The sequence below is a fragment of the Aeromonas tecta genome, assembly GCF_000820185.1.
Classification (GTDB): Bacteria; Pseudomonadota; Gammaproteobacteria; order Enterobacterales; family Aeromonadaceae; genus Aeromonas; species Aeromonas tecta.
In genome coordinates this window covers 117892-138331 of the sequence record NZ_CDCA01000028.1, presented here as the reverse complement: position 1 = coordinate 138331, position 20440 = coordinate 117892, and the positions used below count along the sequence as shown (strand labels likewise).

At 60.3% G+C, this 20440-nt stretch carries 15 protein-coding genes and 4 tRNA genes; 4 read left to right on the top strand and 15 right to left on the bottom strand.

The genetic code is table 11. The features are described from left to right. Position 1 precedes the first annotated feature (1 nt). Positions 2-649, top strand: coding sequence for a sugar O-acetyltransferase (locus tag BN1137_RS12350; protein WP_050718895.1), 648 nt, complete (start codon positions 2-4; stop codon positions 647-649). Between the two features lie 71 nt (positions 650-720). Here BN1137_RS12350 and BN1137_RS12345 read toward each other — a convergent pair whose 3' ends face one another. From BN1137_RS12345 to plsY, 8 genes are all read right to left on the bottom strand, one after another. Beyond that, positions 721-1320 (bottom strand): Yip1 family protein, encoded by a 600-nt coding sequence (locus tag BN1137_RS12345; RefSeq protein ID WP_050718894.1) that lies wholly within the window; start codon positions 1318-1320, stop codon positions 721-723. Between the two features lie 324 nt (positions 1321-1644). Further along, on the bottom strand, positions 1645-2988 hold the full coding sequence (locus BN1137_RS12340) for a potassium channel family protein (RefSeq protein ID WP_050718893.1): 1344 nt from the start codon (positions 2986-2988) through the stop codon (positions 1645-1647). Positions 2989-3326: 338 nt separating this feature from the next. Beyond that, on the bottom strand, positions 3327-4334 hold the full coding sequence (locus BN1137_RS12335; RefSeq protein WP_157433737.1) for an OmpA family protein: 1008 nt from the start codon (positions 4332-4334) through the stop codon (positions 3327-3329). A 245-nt stretch (positions 4335-4579) separates the two neighbouring features. Continuing rightward, a tRNA-Asn gene (locus BN1137_RS12330) sits at positions 4580-4655 on the bottom strand. A gap of 44 nt (positions 4656-4699) precedes the next feature. Further along, a tRNA-Phe gene (locus tag BN1137_RS12325) sits at positions 4700-4775 on the bottom strand. 3 nt (positions 4776-4778) lie between these two features. Further along, a tRNA-Thr gene (locus BN1137_RS12320) sits at positions 4779-4854 on the bottom strand. A gap of 52 nt (positions 4855-4906) precedes the next feature. After that, positions 4907-4982, bottom strand: a tRNA-Phe gene (locus tag BN1137_RS12315). Between the two features lie 47 nt (positions 4983-5029). Beyond that, positions 5030-5680, bottom strand: coding sequence for a glycerol-3-phosphate 1-O-acyltransferase PlsY (plsY, locus tag BN1137_RS12310; protein ID WP_050718891.1), 651 nt, complete (start codon positions 5678-5680; stop codon positions 5030-5032). A 159-nt stretch (positions 5681-5839) separates the two neighbouring features. Here plsY and folB point away from each other — a divergent pair, with 159 nt between their 5' ends. The 3 genes from folB (at position 5840) to BN1137_RS12295 (ending at position 7371) form a co-directional block, all read left to right on the top strand. Continuing rightward, positions 5840-6211, top strand: coding sequence for a dihydroneopterin aldolase (gene folB / locus BN1137_RS12305; protein WP_050718890.1), 372 nt, complete (start codon positions 5840-5842; stop codon positions 6209-6211). A gap of 58 nt (positions 6212-6269) precedes the next feature. Beyond that, positions 6270-6779, top strand: a complete 510-nt coding sequence (folK, locus tag BN1137_RS12300) for a 2-amino-4-hydroxy-6-hydroxymethyldihydropteridine diphosphokinase (RefSeq protein WP_050718889.1) — start codon at positions 6270-6272, stop codon at positions 6777-6779. A 103-nt stretch (positions 6780-6882) separates the two neighbouring features. Beyond that, positions 6883-7371: a YbaK/EbsC family protein gene (locus BN1137_RS12295; RefSeq protein WP_050719115.1), complete on the top strand. Its 489-nt coding sequence runs from the start codon at positions 6883-6885 to the stop codon at positions 7369-7371. Positions 7372-7411: 40 nt separating this feature from the next. On the opposite strand, the gene mdtD is transcribed toward BN1137_RS12295, so the two are convergent. The 7 genes from mdtD to BN1137_RS12260 form a co-directional block, all read right to left on the bottom strand. Next, positions 7412-8806, bottom strand: coding sequence for a multidrug transporter subunit MdtD (gene mdtD / locus BN1137_RS12290; protein WP_050719114.1), 1395 nt, complete (start codon positions 8804-8806; stop codon positions 7412-7414). A gap of 76 nt (positions 8807-8882) precedes the next feature. Beyond that, positions 8883-10010, bottom strand: coding sequence for a CobW family GTP-binding protein (locus tag BN1137_RS12285; RefSeq protein ID WP_050718888.1), 1128 nt, complete (start codon positions 10008-10010; stop codon positions 8883-8885). Positions 10011-10081: 71 nt separating this feature from the next. Further along, complete coding sequence (locus BN1137_RS12280; RefSeq protein WP_050718887.1) at positions 10082-11476, bottom strand: D-arabinono-1,4-lactone oxidase; 1395 nt, start codon at positions 11474-11476, stop codon at positions 10082-10084. 139 nt (positions 11477-11615) lie between these two features. Beyond that, complete coding sequence (locus BN1137_RS12275; RefSeq protein ID WP_050718886.1) at positions 11616-13142, bottom strand: EAL domain-containing protein; 1527 nt, start codon at positions 13140-13142, stop codon at positions 11616-11618. Positions 13143-13294: 152 nt separating this feature from the next. Next, positions 13295-14860, bottom strand: a complete 1566-nt coding sequence (locus tag BN1137_RS12270; RefSeq protein ID WP_050718885.1) for an EAL domain-containing protein — start codon at positions 14858-14860, stop codon at positions 13295-13297. 248 nt (positions 14861-15108) lie between these two features. Beyond that, a complete protein-coding gene (gene acnB, locus BN1137_RS12265; protein ID WP_050718884.1) occupies positions 15109-17706 on the bottom strand; it encodes a bifunctional aconitate hydratase 2/2-methylisocitrate dehydratase in 2598 nt (865 codons plus the stop codon). Positions 17707-17935: 229 nt separating this feature from the next. After that, on the bottom strand, positions 17936-20254 hold the full coding sequence (locus BN1137_RS12260; protein ID WP_050718883.1) for a patatin-like phospholipase family protein: 2319 nt from the start codon (positions 20252-20254) through the stop codon (positions 17936-17938). Positions 20255-20440 lie beyond the last annotated feature (186 nt).

Sequence of the window (20440 nt, the reverse complement as noted above, 5' to 3'; positions counted from 1 at the left end):
GATGACACAAACCACTGCCACAGCGGTGACTTCACCGCAGCAGACACTAAAGAATCGCGGCCAGGAGCGGCAAAAGATGGTGGCCGGCGAGCACTATGACGCCGCCGACCCCGAGCTCAAGGCGGCGCGTGAGCGCTGCCGCGCCCTCTACCACAGCTTCAATACCCGCTGGCAGGAGAAGCCTGAACGGGATGCGCTGTTGAAGGAGCTGCTCGGCAGCCGGGGCACGGCCTGCGCCATCAATCCGCCGTTCTTTTGCGACTATGGTGCCAACATCCATGTGGGCGAGAACTTCTACGCCAACGTCAACTGCACCATCCTGGATGTGTGCGAGGTGCATATCGGTGACAATGTGCTGCTGGCGCCCGGGGTGCAGATCTACACCGCAGCCCACCCCATCGCCGTCGTCCCGCGGGTGGCCGGGGTCGAGTTTGGCAAGCCGGTGCGCATCGGCAACAACGTCTGGATTGGCGGGAGCACCGTCATCTGCCCCGGCGTCACCATAGGGGACAACAGCGTGATCGGGGCAGGATCTGTTGTGACCAAGGATATACCGGCCAACGTAGTCGCCGTGGGCAATCCCTGCAAGGTGTTGCGGCCCATGACCACCGAGGAATTGGCGGGCGCACAACAGACGAATCAACCATAAAACAGTAAAATACTGGAATATAAAAAGGCGCCACAGTGGCGCCTTTTTTGTCTTCAGCTGCAAGCCAGGCCCTAATGGGTAAACACGGGCCCGAAGCCGGTGCCCCAGAGGATGGCGGTGCTCGCCAGCACGCAGACCAGTAACACCAGACCGACCGTGACCACAGAGCTCGCATAGATGAAGCCCTGCTCCTTGGGGATGTGCATCAGGATGGGCACACCGATATAGAGCAGATAGACGGAATAGCTGAGCCCGATGAGGCCGATGATCATCACGAACCAGAGGTGCGGGAAGAAGGCGGAGAAGCCGACCATAAACAGCGGGGTCGAGGTATAGGCCGCGAGCTCCAGCGCCGTCGTGTAGCTGGGGTTGGAGCCGAAGGTGTGGCCCATCCAGTGCACCAGATAGGAGAGGGCGAAGACGCCGACGATGAGTGCGATATACATGGCCACCGACAACACGAAGGCGCTGTTGGCGGTCAGGGTGATGGGATCCCCCACCCCTATGCTCCAGCCGATATGCACTGCGGAGTAGTAGGCGCAGACGGATGGGATAAGGGCCACGATCAGGATATGAGTCAGACTGTTTCTGAAACTGTCATGTCTCTCGTCTATGGTATGCCATTCGGTGTGAGGATGGGCATACAATCCCCATAAGTGATTCAATATCATAGCGTTATTCCTTCTCAGCTTGAATTGTGGGTCTCTCGTATCCTGCTCTCGCTCCTCTGTATGTGGTTTTGCATCGCCCGGTTTTCGCTCCCTCGCAACCCCGGCAGGTAGCTTTAAATAAAGTCGCTCCACGCCCGATGCGTCAAGGAAGGGATTGGGCAGCCCAGAAACAGGCAAGCCCAGCGCGGCGGCTGGGCTTGTTCACTGATGGCTTCATATCACTCGGGGTGACACCTGGTGTTTAACGCTCTTTTTCAAATCAAGGCGATATTCCATCCGCCTCGGGCCAGTGCCTTTCGATCACCAACAGCATCAGCCTGCCCATCAATATTGCTTGGTCTTCGACGCAAAGCCCGCCAGGAAGAGACCGGTCAGGAACATGCCGCTGAACGCCTCTATGGCCGACAACAGCTGGAGCGGTGACGAGGTCTGGGAGATATCCCCGTAGCCAAGCGTCACGAAGGTCACGATGCTGAAGTAGAGCGAGCGACCCAGGTGGCCATGGGTAACGGATTCCGGCGCCAGAAAATAGGTCAGGGTCGCCAGCAGGATCACCAGCATCGACAGCAACAGGCTGCGGATCGGGCGCTCGCCAAAGCCCCAGGTGATGAAGCTGATGAACTTGGAGGCGCACTTCAGGTAGCACAGCAGAGAGAGCAGCCCTTTCTTCAGCAGGCCACTGCGCAGCCAGCTCTCCTTGAACAGCTCCCTGGGGCTTGCCAGCGACTTCATCTCGTGTACCTTTTCCTGGTAATAGCACTCACCGGCATCGACGGTGTCCCCCACGCTGGAGAAGAGCCGCTTGGCATTGCGGTACAACTTGCTGGCCTCGCTGTGATCGATCCGGCCATTGTGGTTATAGGCGACCTGCACCTTGTCCAGATTGGTGTGCTCCATGGTGGCATCGAAGCTCTTGGCACGCACACAGACGTTCTTCAGCACGGCCCTGGAGGAGTGGAAGCGTATCTCTTCGCACTCTATGGTGAAGTCCTGAAATACCCCGTCTTCCAGCGCCAGTTCCCGCTTCTTGGCCCAGGCTCTGTGGTCCCACAGCAGGGAATCAAACAGATCGAGGCCAATGACCCCCCCGTTGATGCGCACCCCCTTGGCCGAGCAGTGCCATAAATAGACCTTGGAATTGTTGATGGCGCCGTCCAGCGAGAGCTCGTCGAGGCAGGTAAAATCGAGCAAACGGCCGGAGATGATGGGGGTTTTCAGCTCAAGGCCACCAATATTGAGCAGCCGATGCTTGCCCAGCACCTGCGCCTCTCCCTTGTTGTTTTCGGAGACAGAAAGCAGGCCCTGTACCTTCTTGAGCTCACCGTTGCCGTGCTTGCCCGCCAGCCACATGATGTAGGGCTCAAAGCGCGACTCGGACTGGATCAGCCCGCTCTTGCGCAGGGATTCCAGCGCACTCGATCCGGTCTCATACAACCTTATCTTGTCATCACTCTTGTAGACGCAGAGGCTGAGCACACACCTGGAGCTGATGAACCTGGCGATCCCAATCTGAAAGATCACACCCTTGTCTATTTTTTGCTCCGTCATCCAGTCGTCAAAATAGGGCAGCGATGCCACCAGCAGATCCCAAATCAGCGGATAGTCATTCTCCCTGCGCCACTCATTGAATTTCTCGGGAGAAAGCTGCCAGAGCTCAGTTGCATTCATACATTACCTCGATAGCAAATAGGTCCTGCCAGGCATAGTCCGAGAGAAAGAGTCAGGTACTGGAAGCCTTGGCCTGTGTGGCTGGCCTGATGCAGGGGATCGGCGTGGTCTACGTCCGTTACGCCACCATACTAGGCGAGAATCAAGAGGTAAGTCACTGATAGGGAATAAATAAAGGACAAGCTGCGACAGCTTGCTGCAAGCCTGGACAAGGGTTGCACACCGGGGAGAAGGAACGCGTAAGCACGCCATAGGGCGCTCGTAGTTCCACTGCATAGCGGATAAACAAGAGGGGATGCCGTGGCATCCCCTCTTCACATCATCTGGGTAAGGTCAGCTTACTGCTGGACTTCCTGTACGCCAGAGACGCGGACTTCGACGCGACGATCCGGGGACAGGCAGGAGATCAGCTCGTTCTTACCCTTGACGCCGTCACACTGGGTGCCGGTCACCGGGTCGGCTTCGCCGCGCCCTTCGATGGAGATCTTGCTGGTAGCCAGGCCCTTGCTCACCAGGAAGTCGGCAACGCTACGGGCACGCTCTTCGGACAGCTTCTGGTTGTAAGACTCGGAACCGATACGGTCGGTATAACCAACGACGATCGCGCTGCCATCTTTCGGCTGGAATTCAACAATTTGCTGGTACAGACCGTTCAACGCTTCGGCGCCTTCCGGTTTCAGATCCGCTTTGCCAAAGGCAAACAGCACGTCGGAGTTCAGGGAGAAGTTCTTCTCAACGATCACCGGCGCCGCGGTCGCAACCACAGGTGCAGCCACCGGGGCGACATAGGAGGTGCGGAACGGATGGTAGACGGCTTCCAACGTCGCAACGCTCTGGTTGGACTTGTACTGCTCGCCAGTGTTGGTGGTCAGGTCAGCCACATCCCACATGTAGCGGTAGCGGGCTTGCAGATCCAGCGCATCGTTCAGCTTGTAGGTCAGACCAACGCCCGCCATCGGCGACACGCGGGAATCGCTCACGCCAAAGCCATCGGTATGGGACCAGTAAGCACCGGCTTCACCAAACAGGGAGAAGTCTTCACCAAGCGGCAGACGGCCAATACCGGACAGGGTTGCGCCCTGATTCTCATAGCGATCGCCATCGGTACTACCGCGGCCCGCATACTGGTAGCCCAGTTCTGCACCGAAGTTTTCGTTGAAGTTGTAACCCATGAAGAGGTTGGTAGCAGTCGCATCTTCGGTACCACTCTCAACGCCTTCTACCTTGTTCAGGCCATTGAAGTGGGCCGCACCGACCCCGGCACCGAAATAGATGTCATCGCTTGCGTGCGCAGCCGTGCTGGCCAGTGCCAATGCAATACATACAGTCTTCAGTCTTACGTTCATCATAGCCTCGTCAATACTAGTTACAGGCTTTTGGCCCTTGTTATATAAGGCTATTGTACGGACAAGAACTGTACAGGAGCTTAAGTGACGAGACCATTTACGACTCATTTAATGCCGGCTTTGGGTGGCACACCTCTCTGGCCGGGTGAGGGAGCCCCCATGCCATGGCGGCATTGACGACTGCGTCAGTGTGAACGCAAAGCAATAAAAAAAGACCCTTGTCTTGCGACAAGGGTCTTTTGAATTGGCTCCTCCTACTGGACTTGAACCAGTGACATACGGATTAACAGTCCGCCGTTCTACCGACTGAACTAAGGAGGAATTAACTATCGGAGGCAAGATATCGCTATCTTATCATCCTTTATTGGTGCCCAGAGACGGAATCGAACCGCCGACACGGGGATTTTCAATCCCCTGCTCTACCGACTGAGCTATCTGGGCAAATGGTGCCGGCTACCGGAATCGAACTGGTGACCTACTGATTACAAGTCAGTTGCTCTACCTACTGAGCTAAGCCGGCACACTTTAAACCACTGTGCATGAACAAATTTTTACTTCATGGCACCAAAACTTGGTGCCCAGAGACGGAATCGAACCGCCGACACGGGGATTTTCAATCCCCTGCTCTACCGACTGAGCTATCTGGGCGTGGGCGCTATTAAACGGATTTTAAGGCAGGTGGTCAACGGGAAATTTCATTTTTTGTCTCGTTCGTCTCTTTTTTGCGCAACAGCATCCGTTTTCATCACTTCCGTAGCTCGGCGGCCCCACAGTCGAGACTCTTCCCCCTTTAATAGGCGGGTAATGTTCTCGTGATGGCGGATCAGGATAAGGCAGGAGAGCAGGGAGACCGGCAGGGTGTATTCCGGTTTGAGCAGATAGGTAAAGAGTGGCGTCAGCAGCACGGTAATGATGGAGGCCAGCGACGAGTAGCCACTCACCAGCAGCACCAGCAGCCAGGTGACGATTGCGGCGCCCCCCATGGCAAAGCCGATGGGAAGCATGGTGCCCAGTGCCGTGGCGACGCCCTTGCCGCCGCGGAAATGGAAGAAGATGGGATACATGTGACCGAGGCACGCCGCCACGCCGATGAAGCCAAGGTAGACGGGCTTGATCTGCAGATACCAGGCGAGATAGACGGGAGCCATGCCCTTGAGCATATCGAGCAGCAGCACGATCAATGCCGCCAGCCGGCCACCGAGGCGCAGCACATTGGTCGCCCCCGGGTTGTGGGAGCCATGGTCACGGGGATCCGGCAGACCCGTGATGCGGGAAACCAGCACGGCACTGGACAGCGAACCGCCCAGATAGGCCAGAATAATCATCAAAATCGTCAGGGCCGTCATCTTGGTCGTTTTTACCGCGATATGAATGGGGTATGATGCGGGCCACATTCTCTGGCCTGGGCCTGTCGCCCAAACCGACCGTCAGCAGCAATCTGCTTGCCAGGCCTGCATCCCAGCGCTGTTCACACAGCCCATCAAGAGTAAAGAAGAAGTACTGTCATGGACAAGGTGTTTATTCGCGGACTCGAGGTTTTGACCACCATTGGGGTATATGAGTGGGAGAAAGGCATTCGCCAGAAGCTCTGCTTCGATCTCGAGATGGGCTTTGATAACCGCCCCGCCGCCGCAACCGACGATATCAAGCTGGCACTGGATTACGCCACCCTCTCACGCAAGATCTGTGATCACGCAGCCAGTACCATAGTCGAGCTGGTCGAGACCATGGCCGAACAGGTCGCCGCCCTGGTGCTGGCCGACGAACGGGTGCAATGGGTCAAGGTCGTGCTGACCAAGCCGGGCGCCGTGCCCAATGCCACCGGTGTCGGCGTCGAGATCCTGCGCCATCGCACCCCGGCCGCGAGCGCCCAGTGATGGCACAGCGCAACGTCCCAGAGCGAGTCCTCCTCTTGCTTGCAGGGAGGATGACCAAATGACCCGCATCTACATCAGCCTGGGCTCCAACATCGAGCGGGAGCACCACATCCGCGCCGGGCTCGACGCCCTGCAGGCCGAATTTGGCGAGATCCAGGTCTCCCGGGTGTTCGAGAGCGAGGCGGTGGGCTTTGCCGGCCGCCCCTTCTACAACCTGGTGGTCGGTGCAGATACGACACTGCCCCTCGCAACCTTATGCCAGCGGCTGCGCGCCATGGAGTTTGCCCATGGCCGCGAGCCGGACGCCAAGAAGTTCGCGCCGCGCACCCTGGACCTGGATCTGCTGCTCTATGGCGAGCTGGTCTGCGAGACGCCAGTCGCCCTGCCCCGTGGCGAGATCCTCACCAATGCCTTCGTGCTCTGGCCGCTGGCCGAGCTGGCGCCCACCCTGCCCCACCCGACCGATGGCCGTACCCTGGGTGAGCTGTGGCAGCAGTATGACAAGGCATCGCAGCAGCTCCATCCCATTGCCTTTCATTGGCAAGCTCGCGAGTTGCAGCATCACTGAATCACAAGGGCCCGCGGGCCCTTGTTGCTTATCGGCTATCAGCAATGATGATTGGGCCCAAGCCCCGGCGACGGGCAGTATGGGCCTGACACAGGAGACCACCATGCCACTCGACGCCATTCACGACTTCAACTGCCAGCTGCTGACCACCCTGCCCCATCAGCGCTATCAGCACGAACCCATCCTGGACTACGCCACCGACGAGAGGGTCAAGGCTCGCCTCGGCTGGCAGGCGGAGTTCAGCAAGACCCTGTTTCTCAAGTTCAAGGATGGCCGTTTCGCCCTGCTGCTGACCCACAGGGACGGGCGGCTGGACAACAAGGCGGTGAAAGCGAGCCTCGGTGCCAAGCCTTACATCTGCACGGCCGAGGAGATGCAGGCCGAGATTGGCTGCCTGCCGGGAGCCGTCTGCCCCTTCCTGCCCCGCGCCGATATCCCCTTGCTGGTAGACCCGGCCCTGCTGGCCCACGGGGCCTTCACCTGGACGCCAGGCCACCCGGAGCAGACCTTCCTGCTGGCGACCGAGCATCTGGCCGCACTGTTGGCTGCTCTGCCCTGCCAGGTCAGCTACCTGCCAGAAGCACAGCTCTGATCACCCTCTTTGTACCCGTGGATGACACTCAGCGCCCGGATCAAGGGCGCTCCTTCTTGGCCAGCTGGGCGAAGATCAGCGCCGCCAGCATCGACATCAGGCCGATACACAGATAGGTGAGGTGGAAGCCCCCGAGCCAGCGTTCGCTATCACTCGCAGACTGGCCGACCGAGAAGAGGCCAAGCAGGCTGGCGGCGATGGCCACTCCCAGGCTCATGGAGAGTTGCATCACCACCGACAGCAGGCCATTGCCGCTGCTGGCGTGCTCGGCGCTCAGATCCTGCAGCGTCAGGGTGTTCATGGCGGAGAATTGCAGCGAGTTGACGGCGCCAAACACCATCAGCCAGGCCAGCAGCACCCAGTGCGGCACCTGATTGTCGATGAGGGAGAAGCTGGCAATCAGCACCCCCAGCGCCAGGGTGTTGATGATGAGGATCCGGCGATACCCCACCTTGGGGATCAACTTGTTGACCAGCGTCTTGGTCAGCATGGCGCCGATTACGGTCGGGATCATGGTCATGCCCGCCTTGCTCGGCGAGAAGCCCAGCCCCAGTTGCAGGAACAGCGGGGTGAGAAAGGGCATGGCACCACTGCCGAGGCGGGCAAACAGGTTGCCCCAGATGCCGATGGCAAAGGTGGAGGTCTTGAACAGCGCCAGGCTGAACAGCGGTTGCTCGGCATTGGCGGCATAGAGCCAGTAACTCGCCATGGCGGCGAGGCCGAACAAGACGGCAAACAAGGCCCAGCCCGTCGATATACTATGCTCCCCAAGCCCTTGCAAGCCGACGGATACCAACACCATACCGGCACTGAATAGCACGAAACCCTGCCAATCAAACTTGGCAGTGTGTTGTCGCAAGTCAGGCATGAAGCTCCAGCTGGCGATGAATCCAATCACCCCTACCGGCAGGTTGATCAGGAACACCCAGTGCCAGCTCGCCACCTCCACCAGCCAGCCCCCCAGCGCCGGGCCGAGCAAGGGCCCCAACAGACCGGGGATGGTGACAAAGGACATCACCCGCAACAGCTCATGTTTGCTGTAGACCCGCAACACGGCGAGCCGGCCGATGGGCATCAGCAGGGCGCCACCGACCCCTTGCAGCACCCTGGCCGCAACCAGCATGGGCAGGGTGTTGGCAGCGGCGCAGGCCAAGGAGCCCAGGGTGAACAGCAAGATGGCGGCCAGGTAGACCCGGCGGGTGCCGAATCGGTCCGCAAGCCAGCCGGAGGCCGGAATGAGCAGCGCCACCGTCAGCATGTAGGCGATGACCACCGACTGCATCTGCAGCGGGCTCTCCCCCAGGGCCGCCGCCATGCTGGGCAGGGCGGTGTTGAGGATGGTGCCATCGAGCGTCTGCATGAAGAAGCCGACTGCGGTCAGCAAGGGCAGCCACTTGCGTTGGGCGGGGGTAACCATGTGCACGTTATCGGGCATGAGCAGCAACCTCTTCTTGGTCAAAGACTTCTGTGCCTAAAAATAGACCCGCACCAGGGCGGGTCATATCAGGATATCAGGCATCTGGCTGGCCGAGCATGGCTCTGAGCTGCTCTTCGAGCGTGGGCTCAGGTGCCTTGAGGGTCTCGAGGAACAGGGCCTCGATCCCGGCCTTGTCACCGGTTTTGACAATAAACACCAGTCTGGACTGGGCGCGCCCTTCCGGCCACTCCCCCAGGGTCTGCAATGGATAGAGTTGACCATGGACGCCGTGGATCACCACCGGCTGGCTCTCCCCTTCCAGCAGCAAGATCCCCTTGAGCCGCAGCAAGGCATCGCCGTAGCGAGCCTGCACCGCATCGACCGCCGCCAGCAGGCGAGAGGGTTTGAGGGGCTCGCCGATGCGCAGGGAGAAGCTCTCTATGTTGCCGTGGTCGAAATGGGTCGGTGCCGCCGTGCCCACCTTGGCGGCAAACGGCTGCATCTTCGGCTGCATGGGAGAGGCCAGCCCCTGCTTGGGGGATTCAGTGCGCAGCCAGGCCAGCAGACGGCGCACATCACGCCCCGCCGCCTCGTTGTAGGCGCCGAGCTTCTCCAGCACCGCCGGCGACAGCTCGCCATTACTGACCCGCTCGATGGGCGCCGCAGGGTTGAGCGCCGCCAACCGGGCTTCCACCCGGGCCTGGGTCTCGGCGTCCACCAGATCGCCCTTGCTCAACACCAGCAAGTCCGCCAGCGCCACCTGCTTGACCGCCTCGTACTGCGCCGCCAGCTGCTGCTCGATATGGCCGGCATCCACCACAGTCACAGTGCCATCGAAGCGGTAACGCTGGGCGATGAAGCCCTCTTCTTTCAGGGTAAACAGCACGGGGGCCGGATCGGCAAGGCCGGTGGTCTCGATGATCAGTCGCTTGAAGGGTTTGATCTTGCGCTGGATCGCCTTCATAAACAGCCCCTGCAGCGCCTCCACCAGGGAGCCCTGCACCGAGCAGCAGATGCAGCCGGAATCGAGCAGCACCACCTGCTCGTCCACCTGTTGCACCAGGTGATGATCCAGCCCGACCGAGCCGAACTCGTTGATTAGCACGGCGCACTCGCCCAGCTCGGGCTGCTTGACCCAGTGGTTGAGCAAGGTGGTCTTGCCGCTGCCGAGAAAACCGGTCAACAGGGTCACGGGAATGCGGGTATCTTGCATATCGGTCATGTCAGTTACTCACCTTTGATCGGCAGGGCGATGAGCGCTCGGGTGTCTTGCATCTCGGTCATGTCAATTCCTTAGCGGTTGGCAAACAGCTCGCCGAGCCAGCGGTTTTCGAAGCGGCCATGGGGATCCAGCTCGTTCTTGAGGGCCAGGAAGTCGTGCCAGCGCGGCAGCAGGGCCGGGAAATCGTAGAGATCCATCGCCAGGTGCTTGCCGAAATGGGGAGTGCCACCGAGCGGCACCAGCAGTTGCTGCAACTCGCGCATCTGCTCCATGGAGCCGTTGACGAAGGTACCGTCCGCCGCCAGATAGACCAAAAAGCCAATCCAGCACACCGACTTGCCATAGGCGGCGCTGAGCCAGGCCTCGGAGGGGCCGGTACAGCGCAGGATGAAGGGATAGTGCAGCACGCCGGGGTTCGCCTGCTGCCAGTCCTGCAGTATGGTCAGCGCCTCTTCCATCCGCTCGAGGGGCACCGCCACCTCGCAGTTGATCTGGGGCGCCGGTATTCCCTTGCAGAGGATCTGATAGACGTTGCCCACTAAGTCAGAGGCATCCTTGAAGCGGCGCACCGTCTCGAAGTGTTCCCCGGCCAGCGCCTCGTCCTTGGTGTCCTTGGCCATCTTCTGCAGGGTGGCATCAATGGTGGCATTCATGCGGCCGTCGATGTCCCCCTCCAGCAGCAGCGGTTCGCTGCCAGCGGCCCGGTAGCGGGCAACCTCTTCCTCGCTGGCGGGATCCACCAGCCAGATATGGCTCTCGCCGGTCCAGGCGAACCACCAGCTCTTCACGAAGGCGTGCTCGCGGTTGAGCCGCTCGTTGTGCGCCAGCAGGAAGGGATAGTCGGTGGTGAACTTGGTGCAGCGCATGATGCGGTTTGGCACGGTGTGCAGGGTCACATCCAGCAGGATACCGAGCATGCCCATGCCCATCACGAAGGCGCCGAAGCGCGGGTCGGTGCGATCGACCCGCAGGCTGTCGCCATTGGCCAGCATGATGGTCATGGCTTCCACCGCATCGCACAGGGCGGACTGGTGCAGCCCCTGGCCGTGGGTGCCGGTGCTGAGCGCCCCGCCCAGGGTCTGAATGCCGATGACGCCAGGGGACGCAGGCAGCATCCGCTCCATGGCGATGAGATCCGCGTAGACGGTGTCGAGCGGGGTGCCCGCCTGATAGGTGACGCTGTCGGCCGTGCTGGCCAACTGGCCGCTCAGGTGGTGCAAGTCCACCAGCAGCGCCTGCTTGCCTTCGGTATAAACGCTGTGGATGGGCTCAAAAGAGAGGCCGGAGCCGATCAGTCGCAGCTTGCGTTGTGGGGATTCCCGCAGCAGGCGTTGCAACTCGTCGCGGTTGCCCGGGCGCCACACCTGATCCAGCGCGCCAAGGGGATTGGTCTTGGACCAGTTGAACAGCACCTCCCGATTGCCAATCGCCTTGATGCTGTGAAATGCCTGGAACCTGACCGTCATACCGCGCCTCATCTGACTTCAAAATGAGTGCCAATTCTACCGAAAAGTCCCCGCCAAGGCATGAAAAACAAGCCCCTCTACAGGTCAGGGTCTTGCGCACTGGCAATAGACTCCCCCGCCAGCGCACACAGACCCATGACTACAGACCCGCGATAAAGTCGCCAAGCGGCGCCGGACGGCCAAACAGATAGCCCTGCAAATAGGCCACCTTGCCCTTGAGATACTCGGCCTGCTGGCGGGTTTCGACCCCCTCCGCCACCAGGGACAGGCCGAGCCGGCTGCCGAGATCGATCACGTTGTCGACGATGTGCTCGGACAGGGATTCGGTGCCGATCCGACCGATGAAGGACTGGTCGATCTTGAGGTAGTCCACATGGAATTGTTGCAGGTAAACCAGGCTGGAGTGGCCGGTGCCGAAGTCATCCATGGCCAACTTGACCCCCATCTCATCGAGCTGCCTGAACAGCTCAAGGGTATGGGGATCCGCCACCAGCAGATCGCGCTCCGTCAGCTCAAGCACCAGCACCACCTTGCCCGGCGCGAAGTGAGCGAGGAAATCACGGCACTCATCCAGCAGCGTGTTATCACGACAATGCGCCGCGCTGATGTTGAAGCTGATGTGAAAACCATCGGGCAGGCGCGCCTGCTCGGCGGCCAGCCGCAAGCCCACCTCCGCCATGATGAGGTTGGTCATGGGCACGATCAGGCCGCTCGCCTCCGCCTGGGGAATGAACAGGTCCGGTCGGATCAATCCTGCATCAGGATGTTGCCAGCGCATCAGCACCTCGGCGCCGATGATCCGCTCATCCTCCGTCGCCACCAGCGGCTGCAGGAAGGGGACAAACTCCCGCGCCTGAAGGGCGCGCGCCAGTTCACTGACCGGCGAGCGGGGACGGCCCAGCAGCCACCAGATGAGCAGCGCGAAGGTGACGCTCAAACCGACCAGCAGCCAGAGCCCGAACCAGTGTCGCTGCACCATCCCCTGCCAGCTGGAGGAGAGCCGGTGCCCCGCATAAATGGTGAAGGGATAGACCTCTGAACCGAGGGTGACCTGAACCTCATCCGGCAAGCCAGGTGCCTGCTGGAAAAAGTGACCCTGTCTGTCGAGCCAATGAGGCCCGACCCTGAGCATGATGATCATGGCGGGATCGTTGACGCTCAGCATGAAGCGGAGGTAATCCCCGTCGATGACGCTCAGTACCGAGTGCGGACCCTGCCTGGCGCGCACCGCCAGATAGGGGTGCCCCTGCCGTACCGGCCCCACGTCGTTGAGCAGCAGGACCCCGCGGGCAAACTCTTTCATTGGATAAGAGGTGCGGTAGGGACCAAACCGCGAGGAACAGTAGATATCATCCCGCCGGGCCAGATTGACCGAGCGCACGAACGGCACCAGGGCGACCTGCTCTCGCAGGGTCGCCAACGCCGGATCGCAAGGCGCATCCAGCAGGGGCAACACCTGCCGATTGGCCGCATCGGCATTGCTTAGCATGGTCTCAAGCAGATTGACGGTATGAGCCGCTGCTTCTGCAGATTCTTGCCGCAGATTACTCTGGTAGTGGTGGTATCCCCCCCAACTGCCGAGCAACATGGGGGCTAAAAATACCAGCAGGGCGAATAACAGACGCAGCCAGGGATGGGAGCTGTTGAACCTGGGATGATATGGCATGACGGGTCCAGTTTAAAATGGCCGACCAGTGTAGCGTTCGAAACTGAACACAACCCTGACAGCACAAAAAACAACCAAACCAATCAGCCGAAAAAGGTGGGGGCCATCTTACCGCATGCCAGTTGTGGCATGGTCTCCCACCTTGTTCACCCTCAGGCGCGCTTTGGCTGCGCCCTCACCTCCTCTTGCAGTTGCTCGTCGCAGAACTGCCGCAGCGGAACCGGGTGGCCGAACAGGTAGCCCTGCAGATAATCGACCCCCTTGCGTCGCAGATACTCCGCCTGCGCCTGGGTCTCAACCCCTTCGGCCACCAGTGCCAGACCCAGCCGGCTGCCGAGATCGATGACGTTGTCGACGATGTGTTCGGACAGGGACTCTGTCCCTATCTTGCGGATAAACGACTGATCTATCTTGAGATAATCCACATGGAACTGCTGCAGGTAGAGCAGGCTGGAGTGGCCGGTGCCAAAGTCATCGATGGCCAGCAGGACCCCCATCTCGTCGAGCCCCTTGAACAACGCCAGGGTATTGGGGGTCGCCACCAGTAACTCGCGCTCGGTCAGCTCCAGCACCAACACCAGCTGCCCTGGCGAGAAGTGATCGAGGAAGGCGCGGCACTCCGCCAGCAGGGAGAGATCCCGGCAGTGCACGGCGCTGATGTTGAAGCCGATATGAAACCCTGCCGGCAGCCTCTCCTGCCACGGACTCAGCTGCTGGGCCACGGTCTGCATCAGCGACTGGGTCATGGGCACTATGATGCCGCACTCTTCCGCCTGGGGAATGAACAGGTCCGGGCGGATGAGGCCGGAGGACGGGTGCTGCCAGCGCATCAGCACCTCGGCCCCCATCACCCTGCCATCACCGCTGACCACCAGGGGTTGCAGATAGGGCACGAACTCCCTCGCCCGCAGCGCCCGTTTCAGCTCCCCTTCCATGGAGCGGGGGCGACCCAGCAGCCACCACACCAGCAGGGCGATGGACAGGGAGAAGCCCAGCAGCATCAATATGGTCAGATGTCGCACTTGCCACAGCGCCCGCCATACCGAGGGGATATCCATGCCGGCATACAGGGAGAGTGGGTAGCGACTCGACTTGAGGTCATAGGTGGCCAGGGCCGGCAACTTGGGATCCCGCACCATCAGCTCCCCCTGATGGTTCAGCCAGCTGTTGCCCACGTTGAGCAGCACCTCCCCCCTCGCCGGCGCACTCAGGGTCAGCATGATCTTGATGTATTCCCTATCGATGGTGCTGAGCACGGCGCCATGCTCGCCACTGCTGCGCACCGCCAGCACCGGGTGCCTCGGCAACACAGGGTTGCCAGGCAGCAGACGCAGCAAGCCATTGCTGTAGCCGACACTATCGTCAAGCCAGTTCACCTTCCCCAACAGGGAGTTGCAATAGACACCATTGTCGGCGATGAGGTTGGTGGTGCGCACGAAGGGGGCGAGCACGACGCGCTTGCGCATGGTGAACAGCGCTGCCTCACAGGGGTAGTTGAGCAAGGGGAACATGTTGCGGTTGTTCTCCTCTGCATGATCCAGCATGAGTTCCATCAGGGTCAGTGCCCTGCTGGCCGCGGATTCCGACTGTTTGCTTAACGTATTCAAGTAGTTGGTATGCAATTCCCATAACCCGAGCGAGACGGGCAGCGCGAATACCAGAGCGGCGCAGAGCAGGCGCCAGCATGGCCGGGAGGCGTCAAATCCAAATAGCTGCATAGGTGACCATATCCATGAGAGAAACGAGGAGCGCCCTGGCCCCATGAGCAACGCCGGCGTGGGGCATGACCAAGGGCGCAGCATCATATAGCGCTCTCTTGCCCCATCTCTGGTGCGAGATCAGTTTTTGATCAAAGAGGTGAAAAATGAGGCGGCCCCACTCCCCCCATGAATGGCCGCCTAGCGCGCACAAAAAAGCCCCGGCCAGGGCCGGGGCTTTTAGCAGATTGGCGTTGCCAGTCTGGCGCTTATACCGCTTGCTGCAGGATCACTTCATCGGCCTTCTTGGTGTAGGAGGCAATTTCGTTGAAGTTCAGGTAGCGATAGGTGTCGGCAGCCGTCGCATCCAGGGTCTTGGCGTACTGCAGGTACTCCGCCACGGTCGGGATCTTGCCGGTGATGGCGGCAACTGCGGCCAACTCGGCCGAGGCCAGGTAAACGTTGGCCCCCTTGCCCAGACGGTTCGGGAAGTTACGGGTGGAGGTTGAAACCACTGAGGCCCCTTCCGCGACCCGCGCCTGGTTGCCCATGCACAGGGAGCAGCCCGGGATCTCGATGCGGGCACCGACCCGGCCGAAGATGCCGTAGTAGCCCTCTTCGATCAGCTGATCCTTGTCCATCTTGGTCGGCGGCGCTATCCACATACGAGTCGGCAACTCGCCCTGGTACTTCTCGAGCAGCTTGCCGGCGGCGCGGAAGTGACCGATGTTGGTCATGCAGGAGCCGAGGAACACCTCGTCAATCTTGACGCCCTCGACCGAGCTCAGCAGACGGGCATCGTCCGGATCGTTCGGCGCACAGAGGATTGGCTCCTTGATGGTGGCCAGGTCGATCTCGATGATCTCGGCGTACTCGGCATCCTTGTCCGCTGCCATCAGCACAGGGTTGGCCAGCCACTCTTCCATCCCCTTGATACGGCGGGTGATGGTGCGCACGTCGCCGTAGCCTTCGGACAGCATCCATTTCAGCATGACGATGTTGGACTTGAGGTACTCGGTGATCGGCTCTTTATCCAGCTTGATGGTGCAACCGGCGGCGGAGCGCTCGGCGCTGGCATCGGCCAGTTCGAACGCCTGCTCGACCTTGAGGGTCGGCAGACCTTCGATCTCGAGGATGCGGCCGGAGAAGATGTTCTTCTTGCCCGCTTTCTCGACGGTCAGCAGCCCCTTCTGGATGGCGGCGTAAGGGATGGCATGGACCAGGTCACGCAGGGTGATGCCCGGTTGCAGCTCGCCCTTGAAGCGCACCAGCACGGATTCCGGCATGTCCAGCGGCATCACGCCGGTGGCGGCGGCGAAGGCCACCAGACCAGAGCCCGCCGGGAAGGAGATCCCGATGGGGAAACGGGTGTGGGAGTCACCGCCGGTACCCACGGTATCGGGCAGCAGCATGCGGTTCAGCCAGGAGTGAATGACACCATCACCCGGACGTAGGGAGACGCCGCCGCGGTTCATGATGAAGTCCGGCAGGGTGTGGTGAGTCTGTACGTCGATGGGCTTGGGATAGGCCGCGGTGTGGCAGAAGGACTGCATGGTCAGGTCGGCGGAGAAGCCGAGGCAGGCCAAGTCTTTCAGCTCATCACGGGTCATCGGGCCCGTGGTGTCCTGGGAGCCAACCGTGGTCATGCGGGGCTCGCAATAGGTGCCGGGACGAATGCCCTCTACGCCACACGCCTTGCCCACCATCTTCTGGGCCAGGGTGTAACCCTTGCCGGTATCGGCGACGGGTTGCGGGCGACGGAACACGGTGGAGAACGGCAGACCCAGCGCTTCGCGCGCCTTGTCGGTCAGACCGCGACCGATGATCAGCGGAATACGGCCACCGGCGCGCACTTCATCGATCAGCACTTCAGTCTTGAGGGCAAACTCGGCCAGCACCTCGTTGGTACCGTGGCGTTTGATCTTGCCCTCGTACGGGAAGATGTCGATCACATCGCCCATGTTCAGTTTGGACACATCCACTTCGATGGGCAGGGCGCCGGCATCTTCCATGGTGTTGAAGAAGATGGGGGCAATCTTGCCACCGAGGCAGACACCACCGGCACGCTTGTTTGGCACGAACGGAATGTCGTCGCCCATGAACCAGAGCACCGAGTTGGTGGCGGATTTACGGGAAGAACCGGTACCGACCACGTCACCGACGTAGGCCAGCGGGAAACCGGTCTGCTTGAGCTCTTCGATCGCCTTGATCGGGCCAATCACGCCATCCTGGTCCGGGGTGATGCCGGGACGGGCGTTCTTCAACATGGCCAGGGCATGCAACGGAATGTCGGGACGGGACCAGGCATCCGGCGCCGGCGACAGATCATCGGTGTTGGTCTCACCGGTCACCTTGAACACGGTAACGGTGATCTTCTCGGCCAGGGCCGGGCGGTTCAGGAACCACTCGGCATCGGCCCAGGATTGCATCACTCGCTTGGCGTGGACGTTGCCAGCCTTAGCCTTCTCTTCCACGTCGTGGAAGGAGTCGAACATCAGCAGAGTGTGGGAGAGGCCCTTGGCAGCAAGAGGGGCCAGTTCCGCATGATCCAGCAAGTCGATCAGCGGTTGAATGTTGTAACCACCCTGCATGGTACCGAGCAGCTCGACGGCTTCGGCAGCTGTCAGGATGGGAGACTGGGCTTCGCCCTTGGCGATGGCGGTGAGGAAACCGGCTTTGACATAGGCCGCTTCATCAACACCGGGGGGAATACGGGAGGACAACAGTTCTTTCAGGAAATCTTGTTCACCGGCGGGTGGGTTCTTGATCAGCTCAACCAGGGCGGCGACTTGCTCTGCGTCCAGAGGTTTGGCAACTACGCCCTCGGCGGCACGTTCTTCGACGTGTTTACGGTAGGTTTCAAGCACGACTAATTCCTCTTTGGTCTTTTTTTTGGGGTTCGCCCACGCTCGCGGCGATCGTCCTTGCGGGACACCCGTAGGGTGCCCCTCACTATATAAGTTTTAACGAGTAATTAAAATCCAAACCCTGTGCACTTATTCACCAGATTGACATAACCATCTAAACAGACTCATGTTTTTGCAGACCATAAAAAACACTGCTCACACGAGTTAACAAAAAAGCAGCATTTCATCGTTATTCGAACGTGGTGCCCAATTGCAGATAGAACATGTCATGCCCCCCCTCCGCCATGCCATAGCCGAGGAAGATGGGACCGAGGAAGCTCTCCACCCCCATATAGACGGAGCCGGCGGTGTAGGAGTTCTCCAGGCTGATCTTCTCGCCACTATTCCAGACGTTACCTTGCTCGATAGACCCGCCAAGGAACAGCGGTGCCTTGAAGGCGCCGAAGTCGTTGTCTGCCACCCGGTAGATGTAGCGCAACCCACCGAACAGGCTGTAACGCCCGCTCAACTGGTAGTGCTGGAAGCCGGACAGGCGGAACAGGCCGCCCAGATCCTGCACGAACAGCGGTATCTCTTCCTCAGAAGTGGAGCCACCCCCTTCCAGCATCAGGTTGATGCTGTGCCTGTCCCAGGACCAGGGCTTGATCATCGCCAGATGATAATTGAGGCCTTCGGTTTTCTCGGTCGGCTCATTGGTTGGCTCGAGTTTGATGTGGGTGTAGCCACCCTTGATGTCCCAGTAGATCCCCTCATAGGGGAAGTAGCGGCTGTCGAGGGTATCGTGCTCGAAGCGCACATAAGGCCCCCAGGCGGTGGCATCCGCATCCGCATTCGTCAGGTTCTGGATGTCGATGCTGCCCACTTTACCCTCAAGGCCAAACGACAGCCGGCTCCAGGGCTGGCGATTCCAGCCAAGCGCGAGATCCACGCTGGTGAAGCTGTACTCCGAGTCCAGGTAGCTGACGCTGGAACTGGTGCTGGATGCCTGCACCTCATTATCTTCCGTAAAGAAGAGTCGGCGCTTGGTCTTGTCGTAGGCCAGACTCGCCTCCCCGAAGTAGGTCTGGGACGGCTCCAGCGGCGTGTAAAAGTCGGTCTTGATGTGTTTGGCCGTGCCGAGGGAGGCCTCGGTCAACCACTCACCGCCCCAGTCATTGACGTTGGTGAGGGTGTAGGACATACCGACGTTGTAGTTGGAATTGCTCTCGAAATCATCGGAGAAACCGAGCTGGAAGTTGAGATAGCCAGGCCCCCAGTTCTTCTCGCTGGCATCCACCACCAGCACGTTTTCGCCGTCCCGCTCCACCACCTCATAGGTGATGCGATCGAACGATTCCAGCGCGTACAAACGGCGGATGCCCGCCTCCAGGCTGTCGTAGGTCTGCACCTTGTCGGGCCGCACCTTCAACATGGCGCGCACAGTGTCATCCGACAGGCGCGACTTGTTGATGATCTCCACTTTGTCGATGTAATAGGCAGGCTGGCCGCTGCGCTCGGCGCGGCGGCTCAACTTCTGGTTGCGATAATCGGCGTAGGCGGCGGGAGAGAGGGAGAGCGCATCGAGCTGGCTCGAGGCGCGCATGGCCACCTGTTCCCCTATCTTGATCCCCTCCGGCATCAGCGCGAAGTCGGCAATGCCCATGTTGCCAAACTCCGGGCTCAGCAGCACATCCTTCGGTCCAAGCAGAGCTTTCTGCTTCTCTGTACCGACCTGGGTCATGTAGGTAGTGAGCTGGTCGATCATGGCCAGCCCCGATTTGAGGGATTCACGAGTGCGCAGCTTGGCGCTGATGTCGACGGCGATGACGATGTCGGCGCCCATGGCCTTGGCCACGTCCACCGGCATGTTGTTGACCGTGCCGCCGTCGGCGAGGATGTGTCCGTTCCAATCCACCGGTTTGAGCGCGCCAGGAATGGACATGGAGGCCTGCATCGCCTTGGCCAGACTACCGTGGTCCAGCACGAAGGGGGTCACCGTCTCCATGTCGGTGGCCATGGCGCGATAGGGGATGGGCAGGTTATCGAAGCTCTTTTGCACCGGCAGGTTGGAGGTGGCGTGGCGCAGCAGGCTGGCCATGGACTGGCCCTGGAAGAAGCCATCCGGCAGCTGGGTCTGATCGCCATTGACGCCGATGTCGGTACGCAGCTGATACTTCTCGCTCTGCTGCTTCTTGCGCAGGGAGAGTTCATCGCGGCTGACCTTGTCCTGGTAACCCTTGTTCCAGTCGATGGAGAGGGTCATTCGCTCCACCTCCTCGGCGCTGAGCCCCATGGCGTACATGCCCGCCACATAGGCGCCCATGCTGGTACCCACCACTATATCCACCGGAATGCGTTTCTCTTCCAGCGCCTTGAGCACTCCGATATGCGCCGCCCCCTTGGCCCCGCCGCCACTCAATACCAGCGCTATCCTGGGTCTGGCCCCCTTGGCGGCGCCGCCCTGCGCCTTGGCGCCATCCGGGCTCTGAGTCTGAGCCGCCGCCATGAATGGCAGGGTCGCCAGCAACAGCATGAGCAGGTGGGTCCATCCCCGGGGAAAGATGCGCATATGAGTGTCCATTGATCCAGTGCGAGTCGAGTGAGCCGTGATGCTCACTATAAGATGAGGAACTGTAACCGCAAGTGACTGTGCTGGCGAGATTTCATCAATATCCATCGCACCGGCGGGCGCGTGCAAACCAGCGTCAATCCAGTCCCAACAAGCTGTGAGCGCAAACGTTAATCGGCAATAAAC